This is a genomic window from Streptomyces sp. AC555_RSS877 (assembly GCF_019049245.1).
GTDB lineage: Bacteria > Actinomycetota > Actinomycetes > Streptomycetales > Streptomycetaceae > Streptomyces.
Genome location: NZ_JAGMUK010000221.1, coordinates 74,979 through 92,896, shown reverse-complemented (window position 1 = coordinate 92,896; position 17,918 = coordinate 74,979). Strand labels below are relative to the sequence as shown.

12 protein-coding genes and 2 pseudogenes are annotated in these 17,918 nt (G+C 70.0%); 9 read left to right on the top strand and 5 right to left on the bottom strand.

The window, feature by feature from the left end; translation table 11 throughout:
- Positions 1-30: 30 nt before the first annotated feature.
- The 3 genes and pseudogenes from KUM49_RS45575 to metK form a co-directional block, all read left to right on the top strand.
- The gene (locus KUM49_RS45575; RefSeq protein ID WP_217242877.1) at positions 31-750 is read left to right on the top strand and encodes an ANTAR domain-containing protein; all 720 of its coding nucleotides are present in this window, start codon (positions 31-33) and stop codon (positions 748-750) included.
- 78 nt (positions 751-828) lie between these two features.
- A complete protein-coding gene (locus KUM49_RS45570) occupies positions 829-1,545 on the top strand; it encodes a GAF and ANTAR domain-containing protein (protein ID WP_217242876.1) in 717 nt (238 codons plus the stop codon).
- Positions 1,546-1,831: 286 nt separating this feature from the next.
- Positions 1,832-2,732: pseudogene (metK, locus tag KUM49_RS45565) on the top strand (methionine adenosyltransferase); the annotation flags it as partial.
- 246 nt (positions 2,733-2,978) lie between these two features.
- Here metK and KUM49_RS45560 read toward each other — a convergent pair.
- Together KUM49_RS45560 and KUM49_RS45555 are read right to left on the bottom strand one after the other, a co-directional pair.
- Positions 2,979-5,249, bottom strand: a complete 2,271-nt coding sequence (locus KUM49_RS45560) for a family 43 glycosylhydrolase (RefSeq protein WP_308407019.1) — start codon at positions 5,247-5,249, stop codon at positions 2,979-2,981.
- Positions 5,250-5,496: 247 nt separating this feature from the next.
- On the bottom strand, positions 5,497-6,927 hold the full coding sequence (locus KUM49_RS45555) for a glycoside hydrolase family 43 protein (RefSeq protein WP_217242874.1): 1,431 nt from the start codon (positions 6,925-6,927) through the stop codon (positions 5,497-5,499).
- A gap of 830 nt (positions 6,928-7,757) precedes the next feature.
- Between KUM49_RS45555 and KUM49_RS45550 the strand changes: the two genes are divergently transcribed.
- The 3 genes and pseudogenes from KUM49_RS45550 to KUM49_RS45540 all read left to right on the top strand — a co-directional run.
- Positions 7,758-8,057 (top strand): hypothetical protein, encoded by a 300-nt coding sequence (locus KUM49_RS45550; protein ID WP_217242873.1) that lies wholly within the window; start codon positions 7,758-7,760, stop codon positions 8,055-8,057.
- A gap of 244 nt (positions 8,058-8,301) precedes the next feature.
- Entirely contained in the window at positions 8,302-9,111 is an 810-nt protein-coding gene (locus KUM49_RS45545; RefSeq protein WP_217242872.1) for a MerR family transcriptional regulator, read from the top strand.
- Positions 9,108-9,505, top strand: a pseudogene (locus tag KUM49_RS45540) (glycosyltransferase); the annotation flags it as partial. The gene KUM49_RS45545 and the pseudogene KUM49_RS45540, both read left to right, overlap by 4 nt.
- Before the next feature lie 79 nt (positions 9,506-9,584).
- On the opposite strand, the gene KUM49_RS45535 reads toward KUM49_RS45540, so the two are convergent.
- The 3 genes from KUM49_RS45535 to KUM49_RS45525 all read right to left on the bottom strand — a co-directional run bounded on the left by KUM49_RS45535 (position 9,585) and on the right by KUM49_RS45525 (position 12,525).
- The gene (locus KUM49_RS45535) at positions 9,585-9,779 is read right to left on the bottom strand and encodes a hypothetical protein (protein WP_374200281.1); all 195 of its coding nucleotides are present in this window, start codon (positions 9,777-9,779) and stop codon (positions 9,585-9,587) included.
- 239 nt (positions 9,780-10,018) lie between these two features.
- Positions 10,019-11,839 (bottom strand): HAMP domain-containing sensor histidine kinase, encoded by a 1,821-nt coding sequence (locus KUM49_RS45530; protein WP_217242871.1) that lies wholly within the window; start codon positions 11,837-11,839, stop codon positions 10,019-10,021.
- Complete coding sequence (locus KUM49_RS45525) at positions 11,836-12,525, bottom strand: response regulator transcription factor (RefSeq protein ID WP_217242870.1); 690 nt, start codon at positions 12,523-12,525, stop codon at positions 11,836-11,838. The genes KUM49_RS45530 and KUM49_RS45525 overlap by 4 nt, the downstream gene beginning before the upstream one ends.
- A gap of 232 nt (positions 12,526-12,757) precedes the next feature.
- On the opposite strand from KUM49_RS45525, the gene KUM49_RS45520 reads away from it, so the two are divergent.
- From KUM49_RS45520 to KUM49_RS45510, 3 genes are all read left to right on the top strand, one after another.
- Entirely contained in the window at positions 12,758-13,963 is a 1,206-nt protein-coding gene (locus KUM49_RS45520) for an Ig-like domain-containing protein (RefSeq protein ID WP_217242869.1), read from the top strand.
- 105 nt (positions 13,964-14,068) lie between these two features.
- Positions 14,069-14,977, top strand: a complete 909-nt coding sequence (locus KUM49_RS45515) for a L,D-transpeptidase family protein (RefSeq protein WP_217242868.1) — start codon at positions 14,069-14,071, stop codon at positions 14,975-14,977.
- A 79-nt stretch (positions 14,978-15,056) separates the two neighbouring features.
- The gene (locus tag KUM49_RS45510; RefSeq protein ID WP_217242867.1) at positions 15,057-17,819 is read left to right on the top strand and encodes a hypothetical protein; all 2,763 of its coding nucleotides are present in this window, start codon (positions 15,057-15,059) and stop codon (positions 17,817-17,819) included.
- Positions 17,820-17,918 lie beyond the last annotated feature (99 nt).

Genomic DNA, 17,918 nt, shown 5'->3' with positions numbered 1-17,918 from the left:
GCACAACAGTCAGGTGCCAGCCGTTGGTGCATGGTGCTGGTCGCCGAGCAGGCGGCCCGACGCGGCACTCCGGTCGGTGTGGTGGACGTGTGCACCGCGGCCGTGGCCGCATTGCCGGTCGGCGGAGCCGGGGTATCGGCGATGTCCAAGACCACCGCAAGCCATCCGCTGTGCAGCACCGACACCATCAGCGAGCAGCTAAAGGAGCTTCAGCTCACCCTGGGCGAGGGCCCCTGCGTGGACGCCTTAACCCACGGCTCGGCCGTCCTGTCCCCCGATCTGCTGACCGGCGGGCTGCAGGACCGCTGGCCCGTGTTCGCCGACGCGGCCTTGGAAGCCGGGGCACGCGCCGTCTTCGCGCTCCCCCTGCAGATCGGGGCGATCAGCCCGGGAGTCCTCGACCTGTACGCCGACGTGCCGACCGTGCTGAACGCGGAGGAGCTGGCCGACGCGCTGGCGTTCGCCGATCTCGCGACGCTGCTCCTGCTCGACGCGCGGATCGACGAGACGGGCGCGCAGGCCGGCGCACCGTCACCGGACCACGGCTTCGAGGACCTGGGCGGATACCGGGCGGAGATCGACCAGGCCACCGGCATCCTCACCGTCCAGCTCGAAGTCGGCATCGACGAAGCCTTCGTCCGGCTGCGCGCCTACGCCTATACACAAGGGCGCCAGCTCGCCGACGTGGTGGCCCACCGGCTTCGATTCTCCCCGGACACGGAACCGAAACGGACGGACGATGACGACTGACGCACCGGCTCCGGACGATAAGCGTGCTGCGCTTCCCGCCCCCTCTCGGCGGGACTAGTCTCAATCGAGGGTGACACGATGAATCAGCAGCTCCTGGCCAAGACCTTCGTCGAGCTGGCGGACAACCTGGTCGCCGACTTCGACCTCATCGATTTCCTGCGCCTGCTGACCGACCGCTGCGTGAGCATGCTCGATGCGAGCGCCGCCGGGGTGCTGCTCGCCGACCGGGACGGCAAACTGCGCGTGATGGCCGCCTCCGACGAACAGGTGCGCCTGCTGGAGCTCTTCCAGCTCCAGAACGACGAGGGCCCCTGCCTGGAGTGCTTCAGTACCGGCGCACCGGTGATCGTCCCCGATCTGACCCGGGAGGTCGACCGCTGGCCGCATTTCGCAACAGCGGCCCACCGCAGCGGCTTCGGCGCCGTCCAGGCCCTGCCCATGCGTCTGCGGGACGAGACCGTCGGTGCGCTGAACCTCTTCCGCGCCGCCCCGGGCCCCTTCGACCCGCCCGCCACACTCATCGCCCAGGCCCTGGCCGACGTCGCCACCATCAGCCTCCTACAGCAACGCTCCACCCACCGCAGCACCGTCCTCAACGAACAACTGCAGACGGCATTGAACAGCCGCGTACTGATCGAGCAGGCCAAGGGCAAACTCGCCGAACGGCAGAGCATCGACATGGAACAGGCGTTCACCGCGCTGCGCGGCTACGCCCGCGCCCACAACCGGCGACTGTCCGATGTGGCCCGCGCCTTCATCGACGACTCCGAACCCCTCCCCGGGCTGGTGGCCTGACCCCCGGATCAGCAGAAGGTGATTTCCGCGGGGGCCGGGCGAAGCGGGAAGGCGGAATGCTGCGCCCGAAATGATCCGGAGTGGCATGGCCCTACGCCGTGTTGCCAGTCAACGCCCGGCATCCTCCCTTGCAACGCGGTGTCAACACCGAGGAGTTGTGGGAGCTGGGCAGGGGCCGCCGGGGTGAACGGAGACTCGGCGGGTGGTTCGGCCGGCTCGGTCGGCGACGTCGGCAGGATGTGGTCCTCCCCACCAGGACAGGGCCATCACGACGGCGAGCAGGACGCGGGGCGTGGATGCGGCGTACGAGGCCCGGGTCGAGGGTGCTGCCGCAGGTGGAGAGGCGGACGAGCTGGACCGGCAGGGCGCCGGCGACCAGGGCCTGATGTTCGGATACGCGACGGACGAGACGCCGACGCTGATGCCGCTGCCGATCTTCCTGGCGCACCGCCTGTCGAAGCGCCTGCCCGAGGTCCGCAAGAACGGCACGATCCCGTACCTGCGTCCCGACGGGAAGACCCAGGTCACCATCGAGTACGACGGCGACAAGGCGGTCCGCCTGGACACGGTCGTCGTCTCCTCGCAGCCCGCGTCAAACATCGACCTGGACTCGCTCCTGGCGCCCGACATCCGCGAGTTCGTGGTGGAGCCGGAGCTGAAGGCCCTGCTGGACGACGGCATCAAGCTGGACACCGAGGGCTACCGTCTGCTGGTCGACCCGACCGGCCGCTTCGAGATCGGCGGCCCGATGGGTGACGCCGGGCTGACCGGCCGCAAGATCATCATCGACACGTACGGCGGCATGGCCCGCCACGGCGGCGGTGCCTTCTCGGGCAAGGACCCGTCCAAGGTCGACCGCTCCGCGGCGTACGCGATGCGCTGGGTGGCGAAGAACGTCGTCGCCGCGGGCCTCGCCTCCCGCTGCGAGGTCCAGGTGGCGTACGCGATCGGCAAGGCCGAGCCCGTCGGCCTGTTCGTCGAGACCTTCGGCACCACCCCGTACTCCCAGGAGGCAATTCAGAAGGCCATCACCGAGGTCTTCGACCTACGCCCGGCCGCGATCATCCGCGACCTCGACCTGCTCCGCCCGATCTACGCCCAGACCGCGGCGTACGGCCACTTCGGCCGTGAACTCCCCGACTTCACCTGGGAGCACCGACCGCGCGGACGCGCTGCGCCGCCACGCACTGCCCGAGCGCGGGCAGAGAGCGCAGGGGGAAGGGCGCCATTGCAAGAGCACACGAGGGAGGCCGAACAACTCGGGGCGGAGATGGGTGACCGCATCCGGATCACGCCCTGACCAGCACCGACAAACCTGCGAAGCGAGTTGCACGGGTTCGAATCCCGTCGGGGTCTCCACCTGCCCGACCGGGCAGAACGACAGGGCGGCACCCCAGCCGGGGCGCCGCCCTTTTGTCGAGTCAGGGGGTCGGTCAGGCCCAGGGGTTGACCGCCTTGAAGGAACTGTCGGCGCGGAACGTGGCGGTGTCCTGGAAGGTGTCGATGCGCAGCTCGTAGTTGGAGTGGCGGAGGTAGCGGCCGGGGTAGTTGAACGACTCCAGGCTGACCGAGCCGGTGACGGAACCCGGCCGGGCACAGAAGGTGGCGTCCTTGGTGAAGACGGACGTGCCGTTGCTCGCGTCGGCGCGGACCCGGAAGTCTTTGTGGCGCAGGTAGCGGCCGGAGGAGTCGCGGAACGAGTAGCAGGTGGGGTCGGCCAGGCCGGGGACGATGGTGAAGGTGGCGCTCTGCTTGACCGCCGTGGTGCTGGAGGAGGTCACCGGGTCGAGGTAGCCGAGGCTGTCGGAGCGGACGGCGGTGTAGCGGCCGGTGAAGTTGACCGACTGGAGCGAGCGGTTGGTATGCGTCGGCAGGACGGTGCCGACGGAGACCGGGTCGATGCTGCTCAAGGTGGGCGCGACCTTCTTGATCAGGTCGCCTGAGTCGAACTCCAGCTTGTCGATGGTGGTTTCGCGGTGGGTGCCGTCACCGCCGGGGATGGCGAAGCGGTGGTAGGCGATGTACCAGTCGTCGGTGCCCGGCACCTGGACGACGGAGTGGTGGCCCGGGCCCTTGATGCCGAGCGTGAGGTCCTTTTCGAGGATCACGCCTCGCTTGGTCCAGGGCCCGGTGGGTGAGGAGCCGGTGGCGTAGGCGACGCGGTAGTTCTCGTCCCGGGTGTCGTTCTCCGACCACATGAAGTAGTAGGTGCCCTTGCGCTTGATGACGAAGGTGCCCTCGTTGTAGCCGCTGGGGGTGATGTCGGTGACCTTGGAGGCGTCGAAGGAGACCATGTCGTCGTTGAGCGGGACGACGTACGCCCGGCCGTTGCCCCAGTAGAGGTACCTTTTCCCGTCATCGTCGGTGAAGACCGCCGGGTCGATCATCTGGCCGCTGAAGGCGCCACGGGCGATCAGCGGCTTGCCCAGGGGGTCCGTGAACGGGCCGGTGGGCGAGTCGGAGACCGCGACGCCGATGTTCGTGTCGGCGGAGTAATAGAAGTAGTACTTCCCGTTCTTCTCGGCCATCGTCGGGGCCCAGGCCCGGGCGTCGGCCCAGCTGACGTCGGGTCCGAGGTCCAGGATGACGCCGTGGTCCGTCCAGTGGACCAGGTCCTTGGAGGAGTACGCCTTGAACTGCGTGCCGCTCCAGCCCGCGAAGCCGTCGGTGGTCGGGTACATGTAGAAGGTGTCGCCGAACCGGACGATGTTCGGGTCGGCGGTGAGCCCGGGAAGTACTGGGCTCTTCATTTCCAGCGCCTCGACCGTCCAGGTGCGCTTCTCGCCGTCCGGGCCGGTCACCTCGTACGTCACGGGCGCGCTGAAGTCGCGCGGGGTGCCGGAGGCCGGGCTGATGGTCGCGTCCTGGGCGATGGTGAACTGCGGGGCGAGCGTGGTGAGGTCGGTGCCCTCGGTCAGTGGGAGGGTGATTTTGCTGGTCGCGTCGTCGACGATGGCGTCGATCTTCAGGTCGGGGTGGGTGGCCGCGCCGATGCCGGTGGTGTTCCCGCTGACATCGAGAACCTCGCCGGGGGACAGCGCGCGGTCGTAGACCCGGAAGTCACGGATCTTGCCCTTGAAGAGCTTGTCACTGGTGTAGAGCGACTTGCCGATGTAGTTGGCCGTGGTGATGCCGGACCCGATGGAACCGGGGGTGAGGGTGACCGAGGTGTTGCGGGCCCTCTCGACGCCGTCCTCGTACAGGACGCCCGTGGTGCCGGTCTGGGTGTAGGTGACGTGTTTCCAGACCGAGCGCTGCAGCGCGGCGGAGGTCCGCGTGTTCTGCTCGGTGGACGAGTTCCCGGAGGCGATCGCGGTCCTGAACGAGTTACCGGTGGTGAACAGGTACCCGTTGCCGGAGCCGCTGCTCGCGGTGTTGCCGAAGCCGTAGATGAAGTACGGCGTGGCCTGGGTGGCGTCGATCTGCACGTCCATCGAGACGGTGATCGAGTTCATACCGCTCATGATGTTGTCCGGCACCTTGATGTAGGTGCTGGACCCGTTGAACGTGAGCCCCTCCCCGTTGCCCGACCAGCTTGCGGTGCCGTTGACGGTGCCGTTACGGCCGTTGCCGGAGGCGTCCGCCGCCACGGTGCCCGAGGTGGCGTCGAGTTTGTACCAGAGAGCCAGGCCGTCGGTGATCTCCGCCGCCTGGGCGGGGGCCGCCGGGCCGACGACGCCGACCATGAGTGTGGCGGCGGCCACGGCGGCCAGAGCGCCCTGCCTGATTCTCTGTCGGCACTGAAGTCTCACGCTGTGCATGGTTCACATCCCCTGAAGAAGACATGCATGAGGGGGAGCGGGACGCGACGCCTCGGTCGAGGTGTCAGCGTCCCGCCCCCAATGACATTTGGTGTCGCGTTGCGCTCGCGGGTGGGATGCCGGCGCCTTCCTCGCTTGAGGGCGGGCGGCAGGTGGGGCGCCGCCCGAGGGCGCCGGCATCCCTGTCAGGTCAGCTCGTCAGACGGAAGGTGGCGTCGCCGCGTCCCGTCGCGTTGGTGATCGGTTCGAGCTTCAGCTGGTAGGCGTAGTGGCGGATGTAGCGGTCGGGGTGGTTGTACGACTGGAACGAGGACCAGGACGAGTCGGCGAGTCCGGCGACCTGACGGAAGGTGGCGTCCGCGGCGAACTGGGCGGTGCCGTCGTTGTAGGCCAACTGGAAGTCGTAGTTGGAGTGCCGCAGGTAGTAGCCGGGGAAGTTGACCGACTCGAAGGAGACGGTGCCGGAGCCGGCCAGGCCCGGTCGCGGCCGGAACTTGGCGTCGTCGTTGGTGACGTTCTGGTCGATGCGCACGTCGAAGTTGGTGTGCCGCACGTAGCGGTCCTGGAAGTTGAAGGACTGCAGCCGCTGGGCCGGGGTGTTCGCCCAGCGCGCCTGGATCCGGGCGTCCTCGGCGGCCGTCAGGTTCAGGATCGAGCCGTGGCGCTTCTTGGTGCCGCCCAGGGAGTAGGTTCCCGACGTCGGGAGCGTGTAGGTGCCGGAGGCGGACGGGTTGGTCGTCGTGACCGGCATGTATCCCTTTCCGGCCGCGTACTGGTCGAGGTAGAGCGTCCACTCGTTGCGGTCGCGGAACTTCATCCACATCGGACCCTCGACCTGGGAGCCGGTCAGGCCGATGCCGGAGAGGTTGCCGAGGTTGGTCCAGGTGCCGAGGATCGAGTTGCTGCCCTCAAGGGTGATCTGGCCGTCGCCGGAGGCCCGTACGTAGCGGTAGTTGCCGACGCCGGAGGGGACCTCGACGATCTGGGTGTCGATGATTTCCTGGGTGCCGGGGCGGTCGATGTAGATCTGCGGGGTGGTGATGGAGCGGAAGTCGGTGGTGCGGGCGTAGTAGATGCGGTGCTTCGTCGCGCCGTTGAGGGGCTTGTTCGTCGCCCAGTACAGAACGTAGTCGTTGCCGGCCGGGTCCCAGATGGCCTCCGGCGCCCACGCGTTGCGTCCGTCGGGGATCTGGCCGGCCACGTTGAGCAGCCAGGGCTGCGACCAGGTGACCAGGTCCGTCGACTCCCACACCACGAGGTTGCGGCTGCCGTCGTTGATGGACTGGCTCCACGTCTGCCCGCAGTCGATGCACAGGTCGGTCGCGATGATCCAGTACTTGCTGCCGTCGGGCGAGCGGACCAGAGCGGGGTCACGTACCCCTCGCGTGCCCACGGTGGAGCGCAGGGTCATCCCCCCACCGTTGAGGTCGGTCCAGTTCAGACCGTCCGCGCTGTACGAGAAGTACATCTGCTGACCGGTCGACCCCTCCCCGATGAAGTGCGTCATCAGGTAACCCGGATCGGCGGCGGCGGCCCGTTGAGGTGCGGTCACGACCTGGGCGGTGAAGAGCAGGCAGGCGGCGACGAATATCGCCGCCAGCCTGGAGAGAACCGCGGGCATATTGGTTCCTGTCTTTGTGGAGTGCACTGATCAGGTGCTGGTGAGGGGTCGAGGGTGAGGCCCGGCCTCCGTACCGTCGGGGCAGGGCTGGTTCCCGCGCGACGTGGGACGCCGCGTCATGCCGGTCAGCGACCGCCGAACCCGGGTTTCCGCGTGAGCCTGGCAGGGACCGGAGACCCTGCGGTGGCGGGCCGGGTGACGAAGGCGGCGGAGACGGTCGGCGGAGGAGCCGACTCAGAAGTGCGCCGGAGACGGATGCGCAACATGGGCTGTCTCCTTTGACGGCCATGGTTCGAAAAATCGAACGTTGTTCGCAAGTTCGAGCAGAAGATAGATGTCGGTCAGGGGTACGTCAATGGAACTGGCCAGTTCGGTTTCCCGCGTTCGCACCCGTGACCGCTCGCGGCGGCGGGGGACTCGCCCGACCCATCCCCTTGAGCTGCGGAGACCTCCTTGCGTGTCCGGATGGCTCGCGGGGATTCCCGCTGCGCAACCATCACGCGGCGCCGAGAACAGGACAAAAATCGCGCCTGCGACCACATTATTGAAACGAGTCAAAGACGCGGAACGGTGGTTGGGCAGCTCGGCGGTCCAGATGGTCGAGGGCATCGGGAAGTAGAGGGCCCCGGTTGTCCTTCTGCCAGGAAGCCAGCTGCGAGATGGCGCTTAAGATGCGGGCGCGTTCCTTGCGTTCGGCGGCCAGGACGGCGCGGGGCCAGGATCGCCGCCGAGAGCGGCTGCACTCCTGGGGTATTGACGTGGCGGTGGCGGAACGATTCATTGAGGTCTTCGCGGCCTTGGCCGCCCACGCTGTCGCAGTGGACACTTCCTTGTCCGCATCAGAGTGCGAGACCCTGCCCCTGGGCGCCGTGGCCGACGCGGCGACCGGCAAGCAAGACTTCGAACTACTCGCCGGGCTCCCAGACACCTTCGCCGACGACCGCGACGAAATCGCGGTCAACGTCTTCCGCCTGTACGCCTATAAGGGCGGCCAGACCAGTCTCCAGCTCCTTCGGCTGAGCACGGAAGTGCGCCGTACGCTGACCGTCCTTGCAGCCCGCGAGTCGGTGCCCTCCCCCACGTGCGGAGACATCTTCCGCAAGGCGGACGAGGCCAACCTGCCGCAGTGAGCAGGGAGATTTGCCACCCCGGGCCGTTGGCGCCGGCAATACACCGCAGCCTGACGGACGATCTACTGCGCAGACAGCCGCCCACGGTCAGCGTGAGTGACCCGAGAACCGATCACACCAGCCCTCTGGCCTGCTTTTTCAAGTTGGCGGAGGCTCAGTGCGGTGAACCGAGCGATGGGGGCGAGCCGCTTGACCCTCCCCTTACGTCAGGCTTGAGGCTGGGGTCGGATGAAAGGGCAGGTGCATGGGCTACTCCGTGGGTCAGGTCTCCTCACTCGCCGGGGTGACCGTGCGTACGTTGCATCACTACGACAAGGCTGGGTTGCTCTCACCCAGCGGCCGCAGCCACGCCGGCTATCGCCTTTACAGCGACGCCGACCTGGCCCGGCTCCAGCAGATCCTCTTCTACCGGGCACTGGATTTCCCGCTCGACGAGATCGCCGCCATTCTCACGGATTCCCAAACGGGTGCTCTGGAGCATCTACACGCCCGGCAAAGGCAGTTGAGGGAGGAGATCGCCAGGCTTCAGCGGCTGGCCGAGGTCACGGAGCGGGCCATCGAGGTCCAGCGGACCGGGGTATCGCTGACTCCCGAGGAACGCTTCGACGTCTTCGGCGAGATCACCTTCGACCTCAGCTACGCCACCGAGGCCGAGTCGAAGTGGCGGCACTCGGAGGGGCACCGTGAGGCGATGGAGCGCGCGAACGCCCACACCAAGGAGGACTGGCGGCAGCTCATGGGCGAGGCCGCCGCCTGGCGTACGGGCTTGCTCGCGGTCTTCGACGACGCTGAGCCGGCCGACGGCGAGCGGGCCATGGACCTCGCCGAGGAACACCGCGGGCACCTCACACGCTGGTTCACCCCCTGCCCGCCGGACATGCACCGGCGCATCGCGGACGACTTCGCCGCCGACCCGCGCGCCTTCGCCCTCGTCGTACCGCCGTCGCAGCAACGCGCGGGCCTCGCCGCCTATCTGTGCGAGGCGGTCCACGCCAACGCCTCCCGCCGCACCGGTTCCCGTACCGACTCCCAGAAAGACCGAGAGGACCGATGAGAATCCTGATCGCCGCGGCCGGATCGCGCGGTGACGTCGCGCCCTACACCGGCCTGGGCGCCGAACTGCGCCGTGCCGGATACGACGTCGCCCTGGCCACCACGAACGCCTTCGCGCCCCTCGTACGCGAGGCCGGGCTGGAATTCCGCCGCCTGCCCGCCGACACACGGGCCACGGAGGCGTAAGGAGCAGGCGTGACCTGATGCGCGCCGCCGCCGCGTTCACCACCGAACTGGGCCAGGGGTTCGCCGACGCGGTGGCCGACGGCACGGATCTTCTCCTGCTGTCGGCCACCACGGCCCCGCTCGGCTGGCATCTCACCGAGGCCACGGGCATACCGAGCCTCGGTGTGTACCTCCAACCCACCGCACCGACAGGCGACTTCCCGCCCGTCGGCGTTGACAGCGAGCCGTCGTCGGTGGTCGGTACGCCGGGCTGCGGCCATGGGGGTCGAGTGCGCCCGGCGACTGCTGTCACCGGATGTTGTCTTCGGTCATGGTCTGGGTGCCGATGACGTTGAGCAGCCTGAGCCGGTCGGCGGCGTCGCTGCCAGCAGCGGCGGTATAGGCGACGACGCGCAGATCGCTGCCGGGAGCTACGAGCACGTCACAGTCGAAGGTCGGAAGATCACAGAATGCTGATTTAACGCTGCAGACTTTGATCTCCATTACGGGCAGCCTGGTGCCTGAGGCGGCGAGCGCTGCGCGACACCGCGACTCAAGATCGAGTAACTCGCGCTCTCAGCTTGGGAAGCGACGGCGCTTGGACGAGGGCACGGCCTTCGACCCGCGCATACCTGACTCGAAGTGGGTCGTGGCAGGGCGGGTTGCTACCGCTGTTGGCCGCGGTTGTCCGTACTGAAGGGCACGTCGTGGGCACGTATCGGCCGTGCCTCATGCGGCGCACCTCATGGGGTGCGTCGGTCCGTGTGCCGGGCCGGGTGGAGCCTGATGGTGAAGACGCAACCCTTGCCGGGTTCACTGCCGACGGTGACGGTTCCCTCGTGTGCCTCGACGAACTGGCGGACGATGGACAGGCCCAGTCCGCTGCCGCCGGTGCGTCTGCTGCGGGACTTCTCGGCCCGCCAGAAACGCTCGAAGACGTGGGGGAGGTCCTCGGCGGCGATGCCGCTGCCGGTGTCCTCCACGGTGAGGACGGCCAGGTCGCCGGTTTGACGGGCGGTGAGGGTGACCGTGCCGCCCGCGGGGGTGTGCCGGAGCGCGTTGGAGGTCAGGTTGCCCAGGACCTGCCGCATCCTCACCGGGTCGGCGTCCAGGACGAGGTCGGGATCGGTGTGGGTGCGCAGGCGGATGTCCGAGGACTCCGCCCGGGTGCGGTGGGCCGACACCGTCTGGGCGACGAGGTCGTCCGCGCGTACGGGTTCAGGGTGCAGTGCCAGGGTGCCGGCGTCGGCGGCGGCGAGGTCCTGAAGATCGTCGATGATGTGCTGCAGGAGAAGTGCCTCGTCGTGCAGGGAGGCGATGAGTTCCGGGTCCGGCTCGACCAGTCCGTCGCGGGTGACCTCCAGCCAGCCGCGGATGTTGGTCAGCGGGGTCCGCAGTTCGTGCGCGATGTCGCTGACCATGGCCTTGCGTTGGGTCTCCAGCTGTTGGCGGCGTGCGGTGAGGTCGTTGAAGGCGGCGGCCAGGTAGCCGGTCTCGTCCTTGGTGGTGACCGCGACGCGTGTGTGCCGCTGCGGCGGCTGCTGGGCCGCGGCCGTCAGGGCTCGCAGGGGGCGGACGAGGCGGATGGCGACCACGGTCGTCATGGCGACGGTGACCACCAGGACCAGACTCGCGACGCCGACGATCTTGCCCTTGTTGGCGGGGGAGAGGTCGAAGCCCACGGGCTGTTGGCCGAGGGCGCCCAGATAGAGCCGCGCTCTGGGCGCGACGTGCGGGTCGAGTTGGGTGCGGCGCGCGTCCTCGACACAGTTCTGTGTCTGCCGGCTGCCGCCGAGCCGGCGGCCGGGGTCCTTGGCCGCGGCGGTGAAGCCGGGTGTGACGTCGATTCCGATGCCGGCCAGGGGGTTGGCCGCCTTCCCGCCGACGGGGCGGAAGCACGGAACGGTCAGCGCGGAGAGTGCGTCCAGAGCCCTCTGTTCGGTGGGGGTGGGGGTGTTGAGCGTGCCGTCCGCGCACTGCGGGGGCACGGATGTCTCTCCGCCGTCGGCGATGACCAGGGTGCGGCCGCTGGGGAGCTCTCGGACGCCACCGCCGCCCAGGTGCTTGCGCACGCACGTCAGGCGCTTCTCGGCGAGCGCCCGCACCCGTGTCCGCTCTGCCGCCGGGAGCAGATACGGCCCCACCGCCCGCGGGTCGATCCCGGCGAGCTGGGCCCCCGGTTCGGTGAAGGTGTCGGTGTTCAGCGGGTCGACGGTGGCCGAGGCGCGGGCGGGCAGCGCGGTGCCGGGGGCGGCGGAGTCGGCGATCGTGCGTCCGGCTTCTGTCGTCAGGGCGATGCGCCGTCCCATGGTGCGGGAGAGATCGCGCACCGACGCCTCCACACCGTCCCAGTCGGCGTGGGTCGCGGCGAAGCCGCTGAGCCGCCGCAGGATGTCGCTGTCGTCGGAGAGCACCTGACCGCGCTCTTCCTGGATGGCCCGCGTGGTGGTCTGCACTGCCAGCCAGGCGGTGGCGCCCACGGAGACCACGGCGATGGCGACGGACGTGAGAAGCAGCCGCACCAGCAGACTCTTGCGCCAGGGTATGCGGGGGGCGGGCGTCATGACGGCTGCCCGGTGAGCTTGTAGCCGACGCCGAAGACGGTCAGCAGCCGGACGGGTCTGCGCGGGTCGGCCTCGATCTTCTTGCGCAGGTTCATGATGTGTACGTCGATGGCGCGCTCGGTGGAGGCACGGTCGAGTCCCCGGGTGTGCCGCAGCAGTTGACGGCGCGTGAAGACCCGCTCGGGTTCCGCGGTCATCGCGTGCAGGATGGCGAACTCACCGGGAGTGCAGGGGACGGGGACGCCGTCGCGGGTGACCTCGTGCCGTTCGGGGTCGACGGTGATGCCGCCTGCCCGCAGCACCGGGGAGTCGTCGGTGGGGCGGAGGGTGCGGCGCAGCACGGTGCGGATGCGGGCGAGCAGTTCCCGTGGGCTGTACGGCTTGGTCATGTAGTCGTCCGCGCCGAGCTCCAGGCCGAGCAGGACGTCGTCCTCGGCGGAGCGCGCGGTGAGCATGAGGACGGGTACGTCCCCGTCCCGCCGCAGCACCCGGCACACGCCGAGACCGTCGACAGCGGGCAGCATCAGGTCCAGGACGACCAGGTCGGGTCTGCGGCTCCTGGCCTCGTCGATCGCGGCCCGCCCGTCGCCGACCACCACGGCGGTGTGACCCTCCTGAAGCAGCAGCCGTCGTATGAGTTCGGCCTGTAAGGGGTCGTCTTCCGCGACCAGAATATGTGCGCACACGCCGCTGACTGTAAGCGCGTGTGAGCCCCGTCCAGGGCTGTCTGAGGGCCTTCCCACATCCTGACAACTTCCTGATATCCGGACGCCAGGCTGGGTTCCCGGCCTCGGTCTTGCCGGGCACCGGCGCGGCACAGGCACGCCGGACGGCGCCGAACGCCCCTGCCGCTCGAACCCGGGGCCGCCTTCCCCGACTCGGTGGGACAGGCCACTCGACGCGAACGACGGAGACCCCATGCACCGCACCCGCCCCGCCCTCGCCCTGGCCGCCCTGTCGGTCTCGGCATGTCTTCTGGCCGGCTGCAACCCCGGGCCGGCACGCGACAGCGACCGCACCGAGGGGCTGCCCGCCGCTTCCGGAACCGCCGCCCCACCGCGCATACGCCTGAACGCCACCGACGGGCAGAAGCACGTCTCCGTCAAGCGTGGCGGCCGAGTCGGGGTGGAGGCGGGGCGGATCGCCGAGGTCTCCCTGGCCACCGAGGCGGGCCGGGCAGTGCGCGGCGCCCTCTCCTCGAACGGCGGGAGCTGGGCCCCCGACGCCCCCCTCGAACACGGCACCGCCTACCGGCTGACCGTGGTGGCCGCGGGCTACGGCGGTCACCGGACGACGAAGAAGGTCGCGTTCACGACCGTCGCCGAAACCGACCGCTTCACCGGCACGTTCACCCCGGACAACGGAACCACGGTCGGCGTCGGCATGCCGGTCTCGTTCACCTTCGACAAGGCGATCACCGACAAGAAAGCCGTCGAGTCCGCCATCGAGGTCAGTGCGAGCAGTGGACAACCCGTCGTCGGGCACTGGTTCGGCGCGCGGCGCGTCGACTTCCGTCCGCGGCACTACTGGAAGGCCAACTCGACCGTCACCGTCAAAATCCGCCTCGACGGAGTCAAGGGTGCCGAGGGCGCCTACGGCGAACAGGACAGAACCGTCCGCTTCACCGTCGGCCGCAGCCAGGTCTCCACCGTGGACGCCTCCGCGCACCGGATGACGGTCGTCCGTGACGGCAAGACCCTCAAGACCCTGCCCATCACGGCGGGCGCGGCGAACTCGCCGACCTGGAACGGCCGGATGGTCATATCGGAGAAGCTGATCAGCACCCGGATGAACGGAGCCACCGTGGGGTTCGCCGGCGAGTACGACATCCCCGACGTCCCGCACGCGATGCGCCTGTCCACCTCCGGCACGTTCATCCACGGCAACTACTGGGGCGCGGACTCGGTGTTCGGCCGGTCCAACATCAGTCACGGCTGCGTGGGGCTGAACGACGTCCGGGGCGGTGACGACGCCGGCCAGGACGGTGCCTGGTTCTACGACCACTCCCTCGTCGGTGACGTGGTCGTGGTGAAGAACTCCGACGACAGGACGATCGCCCCCGACAACGGCCTCAACGGCTGGAACATGCCATGGGGCCGGTGGAAGGCGGGCTCCGCACGCTGAGTCGGACCTCGCCGTCAGCCGGCGTTCGTCCGGCACACACACCCGGTCCGACTTCGGGAGTCGGAGCTGATCAGTTCCTCACATGTCTCGTCCAGGCTGACGGTCATGGCTTCCTCAACCCCTCGTCCGTCCCAACGGCGTTGGCCGCGTGCGCCGTTCGGGACCGGAAAGACCAACTTCGCCCGCCCGGGCTCGTACCGTCCGGTGATACCGGCCGCCGTCCTGGTCCTGTCCGTCGCACTCGCCGGATGCGCGGGCACGACGGCAGGCGTCAGGCAGGCCGACGCCGCCCCGCCGGCGGCGGACGGTGCGGGCGCCGCATCGGCCGCCGCATCCGCCGCCCCCGGCACTACACAGGCCAGGCCCCCACAGACATCCGCCGATCCGCGGGCGTCCGCCGATCCCGGAGCGGCCACCACGTCCGCCCCCGCGCGGCTACCGGGCCTGGGACCGCGGACGTTGGCGGAGATCCCGGCTGACGCGCGCCAGGCCGTTCTGGTCACCGGCCGGGGCAAGAACTCCTCGGCCTCGCAGGTGGTCCTGTACCGGCGCAGCGGCGCGGGCTGGGAACCGGGGGCCACCTGGCCGGCCCACAACGCTCTCAAAGGCTGGACGGACGGCCACCGCGCTGGCGATCTCCGGTCGCCCATCGGCGTGTTCACCCTCACCGACGCGGGCGGACTGCTCGCCGACCCGGGCACGAAACTGCCGTACGACCAGGGGCCGGCCTTCACCATCGGCGGCACCGGCTTCAAGGGCGAGCCGCTCGCGGGCTCCTTCGACTACGTCGTCGCGATCAACTACAACCGCAAGCCCGGTACCTCCCCCCTCGACTGGACCCGCCCGCAGGGCGCGGACAAGGGCGGCGGCATCTGGCTGCACGTCGACCACCGCGGGCCCACGCAGGGCTGCGTGAGCCTGACGAAGAAGCACATGAGAGATCTTCTGCTCGCACTCGACCCGGCCCAGCACCCGGTGATCGTCATGGGCGACGCCGCATCCCTCAGACGCTGACCGAGCGGTGCGGGACGACAGCGCCAGCGCCCCGGCGAACGCCGGGGCGCTCGGCCAAGGACCAAGAAAGGACGGAACGTTGATGCGCGTCAGGCGCATATGGGTCGCCGCTGCGGCGATACTCACGACCGCGCTGGGATCACCGGCACCGGCTGCCGCCCAGCAGGCGGCCGAACCCCGGCCGTCCGCGCCGCGGGTCGGCCCCGACGGCCAACTCCCCGCCGGGTGGCGGATCACCGGTGGAGCCTCGGGCAAGCAGCTGGTCTGGCGCTCCGCCGACCCGGTGCCCCTGACCGACGCCGGCGTCGAGTTCTACTCGGGAGACCGGCTCCTCGGCCGGCCGGTGGCCGCGAAGGACCAGCGCACCTTCCGGCTCGACCTGCACGCGGCACGCCTCGGGCGGGCTACGGACCTGCAGGCGCGGGCGGGGGGACGCCGACTGGACGCGTCGGGCGTCACGGCCGGCCCGGACAAGCGGCGCACCGCACCGGTGGCGAAGCTGCCGGCCGTGCTGCCGGCCAACCCCGTCGACCCCGGCAAGCCGGGCCGGTACGGGACGACGACCGGCGAATACACCTTGCCCTCGGTGCGGTTGCCCGGCCTGGACGCGCCCGTGGAGATGCGCGCCGTGGTGGTGGCGCCGAGGGGGGCTCCGGGCCGCCGGCCGCTGGCGCTGTTCCTGCACGGCCGCCACGACACCTGCTTCACGACCGACGGCGCCAGCTTCGGCGAGTGGCCCTGCCCGTCCGGTTCGAAGCCGGTGCCGAGCCACCGGGGCTATCTGCGCGATCAGAAACTGCTGGCCTCCCAGGGCTACGTGACGGTGTCCGTCTCCGCCAACGGCGTCAACGGGCAGGACGGGGTGGAGGACGGCGGGGCCCAGGCACGCTCCTCTCTGGTGCGTCTGCACCTCGCCCGCTGGGCCGGCTGGGCGGGCTCCGGCCGGTCATCGGCTCCGGCGGTCGTGCGGAGCGCACCTCCCGGCGACCTGTCCCGGGTGCTGCTGGTCGGCCACTCGCGGGGCGGCGAGGGGGTGAACCGGGCCGCCATGGACAGCCTCTCCCACCCGCCCGCAGACCAGGACGGATACCGGGGGCCGGTGCGCTGGCACATCCGCGGCACCGTCCTCCTCGGGCCCACCGCCTTCGGGCAGAACCCGGTCCCCGACGTGCCGTCGATGACGATCCTGCCGGGCTGCGACGGCGACGTCGGCGACCTGCAGGGCCAGATCTACGTGGACGGCACGCGCCAAGTCAGCCGGGGCGCCGCCCTGCACAGCGCGGTCTACATGGTGGGCGCCAACCACAACTTCTTCAACAGCGAGTGGACACCGGGGCAGGCGACGGCTCCGGCGGTGGACGACGCCGCGGAACCTGACCCCGTGTGTGCTCCGGGCAGCGCCACACGGTTGACGGCCGGTCAGCAACAGGCCGCTGGCGGCACGTACATCGCCTCGGCGGCCCGGCTGTTCGTCGCGGGCGACGACCGGGTACGCCCGCTGCTGGACGGCTCGAACCTGCGCGCGCCCTCGGCGGACCCGGCGCGGGTGCTCAGCCACGCCGTCGGCGGGCACCGCACCGCCGCGTTCCTACCGAACGCCAAGGTCACCGTGGACGGCGGACGGCTGTGCTCGGCGGTGGCGGACCCCGATGCGGCGACCGCCTGCCTGGCTCCCGACGGGACGGGGGCCTCACCGCACTTCGCCGAGTGGGAGACGGCGCCCGAACCGGGCCGTCGGGCGGTGGCCCTGCGATGGTCCGCACCGGGTTCTCCCGTACGGGTGCGTTCCGCCGAGCCGGCCTCCCTCTCCGGCGCCGAGGCCCTCGCCCTGCGGGTGATCGTGCCGCCCAACACCAAGGGAACGCTGCTGGACGTGAGGATCGCCGACGCTTCCGGCCGCCGCGCGACCCTCGGCCGGGTCCGTGTCGCCGGGCTGCCGGGGAGCGGCGGGACCGCCTCGTACTGGGGGCAGGAGATACGCGTGCCGCTGACCGCCGCGACCCGGGCCCGGCTGGACATGGGCCGGGTGACGACGCTGGACATCACCCCGCGCGACCGCTCCGGACGGGCCTGGCTGATGGACGCCTGGGGCTGGCGCCCCGGTACACCGGCCGTGCGCCCGGTCGCACTGCCCCGTGTGGACATCGGCCGGCTGACGGTCGACGAAGGGGACTCCGGAACCCGGACCCACCAGGTCCCGGTGCGCCTCTCGGGCCGGGGCGACGGCCAGGTCAGGCTGTTCGTCACCGATCCCGTCACCGGCCGGGCCACGTCCCGCCTGGTGCGGGTGCGGCCCGGTGACTCCGTCATCGACGTGCCGGTGAAAGCAGAGGGCAACACCCGCTACGGCCAGGACACGGGGCAGGACGTGCTCGTGAAGGCGGTGCACGGCGCGGTGGTCGGCTCCCACCACGGCGGCGTGACCGTGCGGAACGACGACCCGATGCCCGAGGTCACCGTGACGCCCGTCGCGGACCGGGTCACCGAGGGACAGAGCCTCACCTGGCGGGCCAACCTGTCCACGGTCGCGGACACCGAAGTACCCGTCGTATTCAGCTTCCTGGCGGCGGACGACGGCGCGGAGCTGTCCACCACGGACGTGGACCCGCGGTGGCTGATGGAGAACCACGGCGAATCGCCGCTCCCGGAGCGCCCTCTGTCCCAGGTGGGAATGTCCCTGATGTCCGCCGTCCCCGCCGGTCGGCTGAGCGCCGAGGTGGCCCTCCCCACGATCGCCGACGGGGTGACCGAACCGGAGGAGGCGGTGCGGATCCAGCTGTTCGGTTTCGAGGAGCCGCCGGTCGGCCCGGTCTTCACCGGCAGGATCGAGGACACGTCCTGAGGGGCGCCGTGCGGGACCGCGGACGCACGATGCGTCCCCACCCGCCGAAGTGACCGAAGCGGTGGGTGGTGGCCGAGGCGATCGGCCACCACCCACCGT

What these genes read in the sequence shown, in the direction of transcription:
- KUM49_RS45555 (WP_217242874.1), bottom strand. Translation starts at nt 6,927, where the DNA reads ATGCCCGCGGTTCTCTCCAGGCTGGCGGCGATATTCGTCGCCGCCTGC.
- KUM49_RS45545 (WP_217242872.1), top strand. Translation starts at nt 8,302, where the DNA reads ATGGGCTACTCCGTGGGTCAGGTCTCCTCACTCGCCGGGGTGACCGTG.
- KUM49_RS45570 (WP_217242876.1), top strand. Translation starts at nt 829, where the DNA reads ATGAATCAGCAGCTCCTGGCCAAGACCTTCGTCGAGCTGGCGGACAAC.
- KUM49_RS45520 (WP_217242869.1), top strand. Translation starts at nt 12,758, where the DNA reads ATGCACCGCACCCGCCCCGCCCTCGCCCTGGCCGCCCTGTCGGTCTCG.
- KUM49_RS45575 (WP_217242877.1), top strand. Translation starts at nt 31, where the DNA reads ATGGTGCTGGTCGCCGAGCAGGCGGCCCGACGCGGCACTCCGGTCGGT.
- KUM49_RS45530 (WP_217242871.1), bottom strand. Translation starts at nt 11,839, where the DNA reads ATGACGCCCGCCCCCCGCATACCCTGGCGCAAGAGTCTGCTGGTGCGG.
- KUM49_RS45535 (WP_374200281.1), bottom strand. Translation starts at nt 9,779, where the DNA reads ATGGAGATCAAAGTCTGCAGCGTTAAATCAGCATTCTGTGATCTTCCG.
- KUM49_RS45515 (WP_217242868.1), top strand. Translation starts at nt 14,069, where the DNA reads ATGGCTTCCTCAACCCCTCGTCCGTCCCAACGGCGTTGGCCGCGTGCG.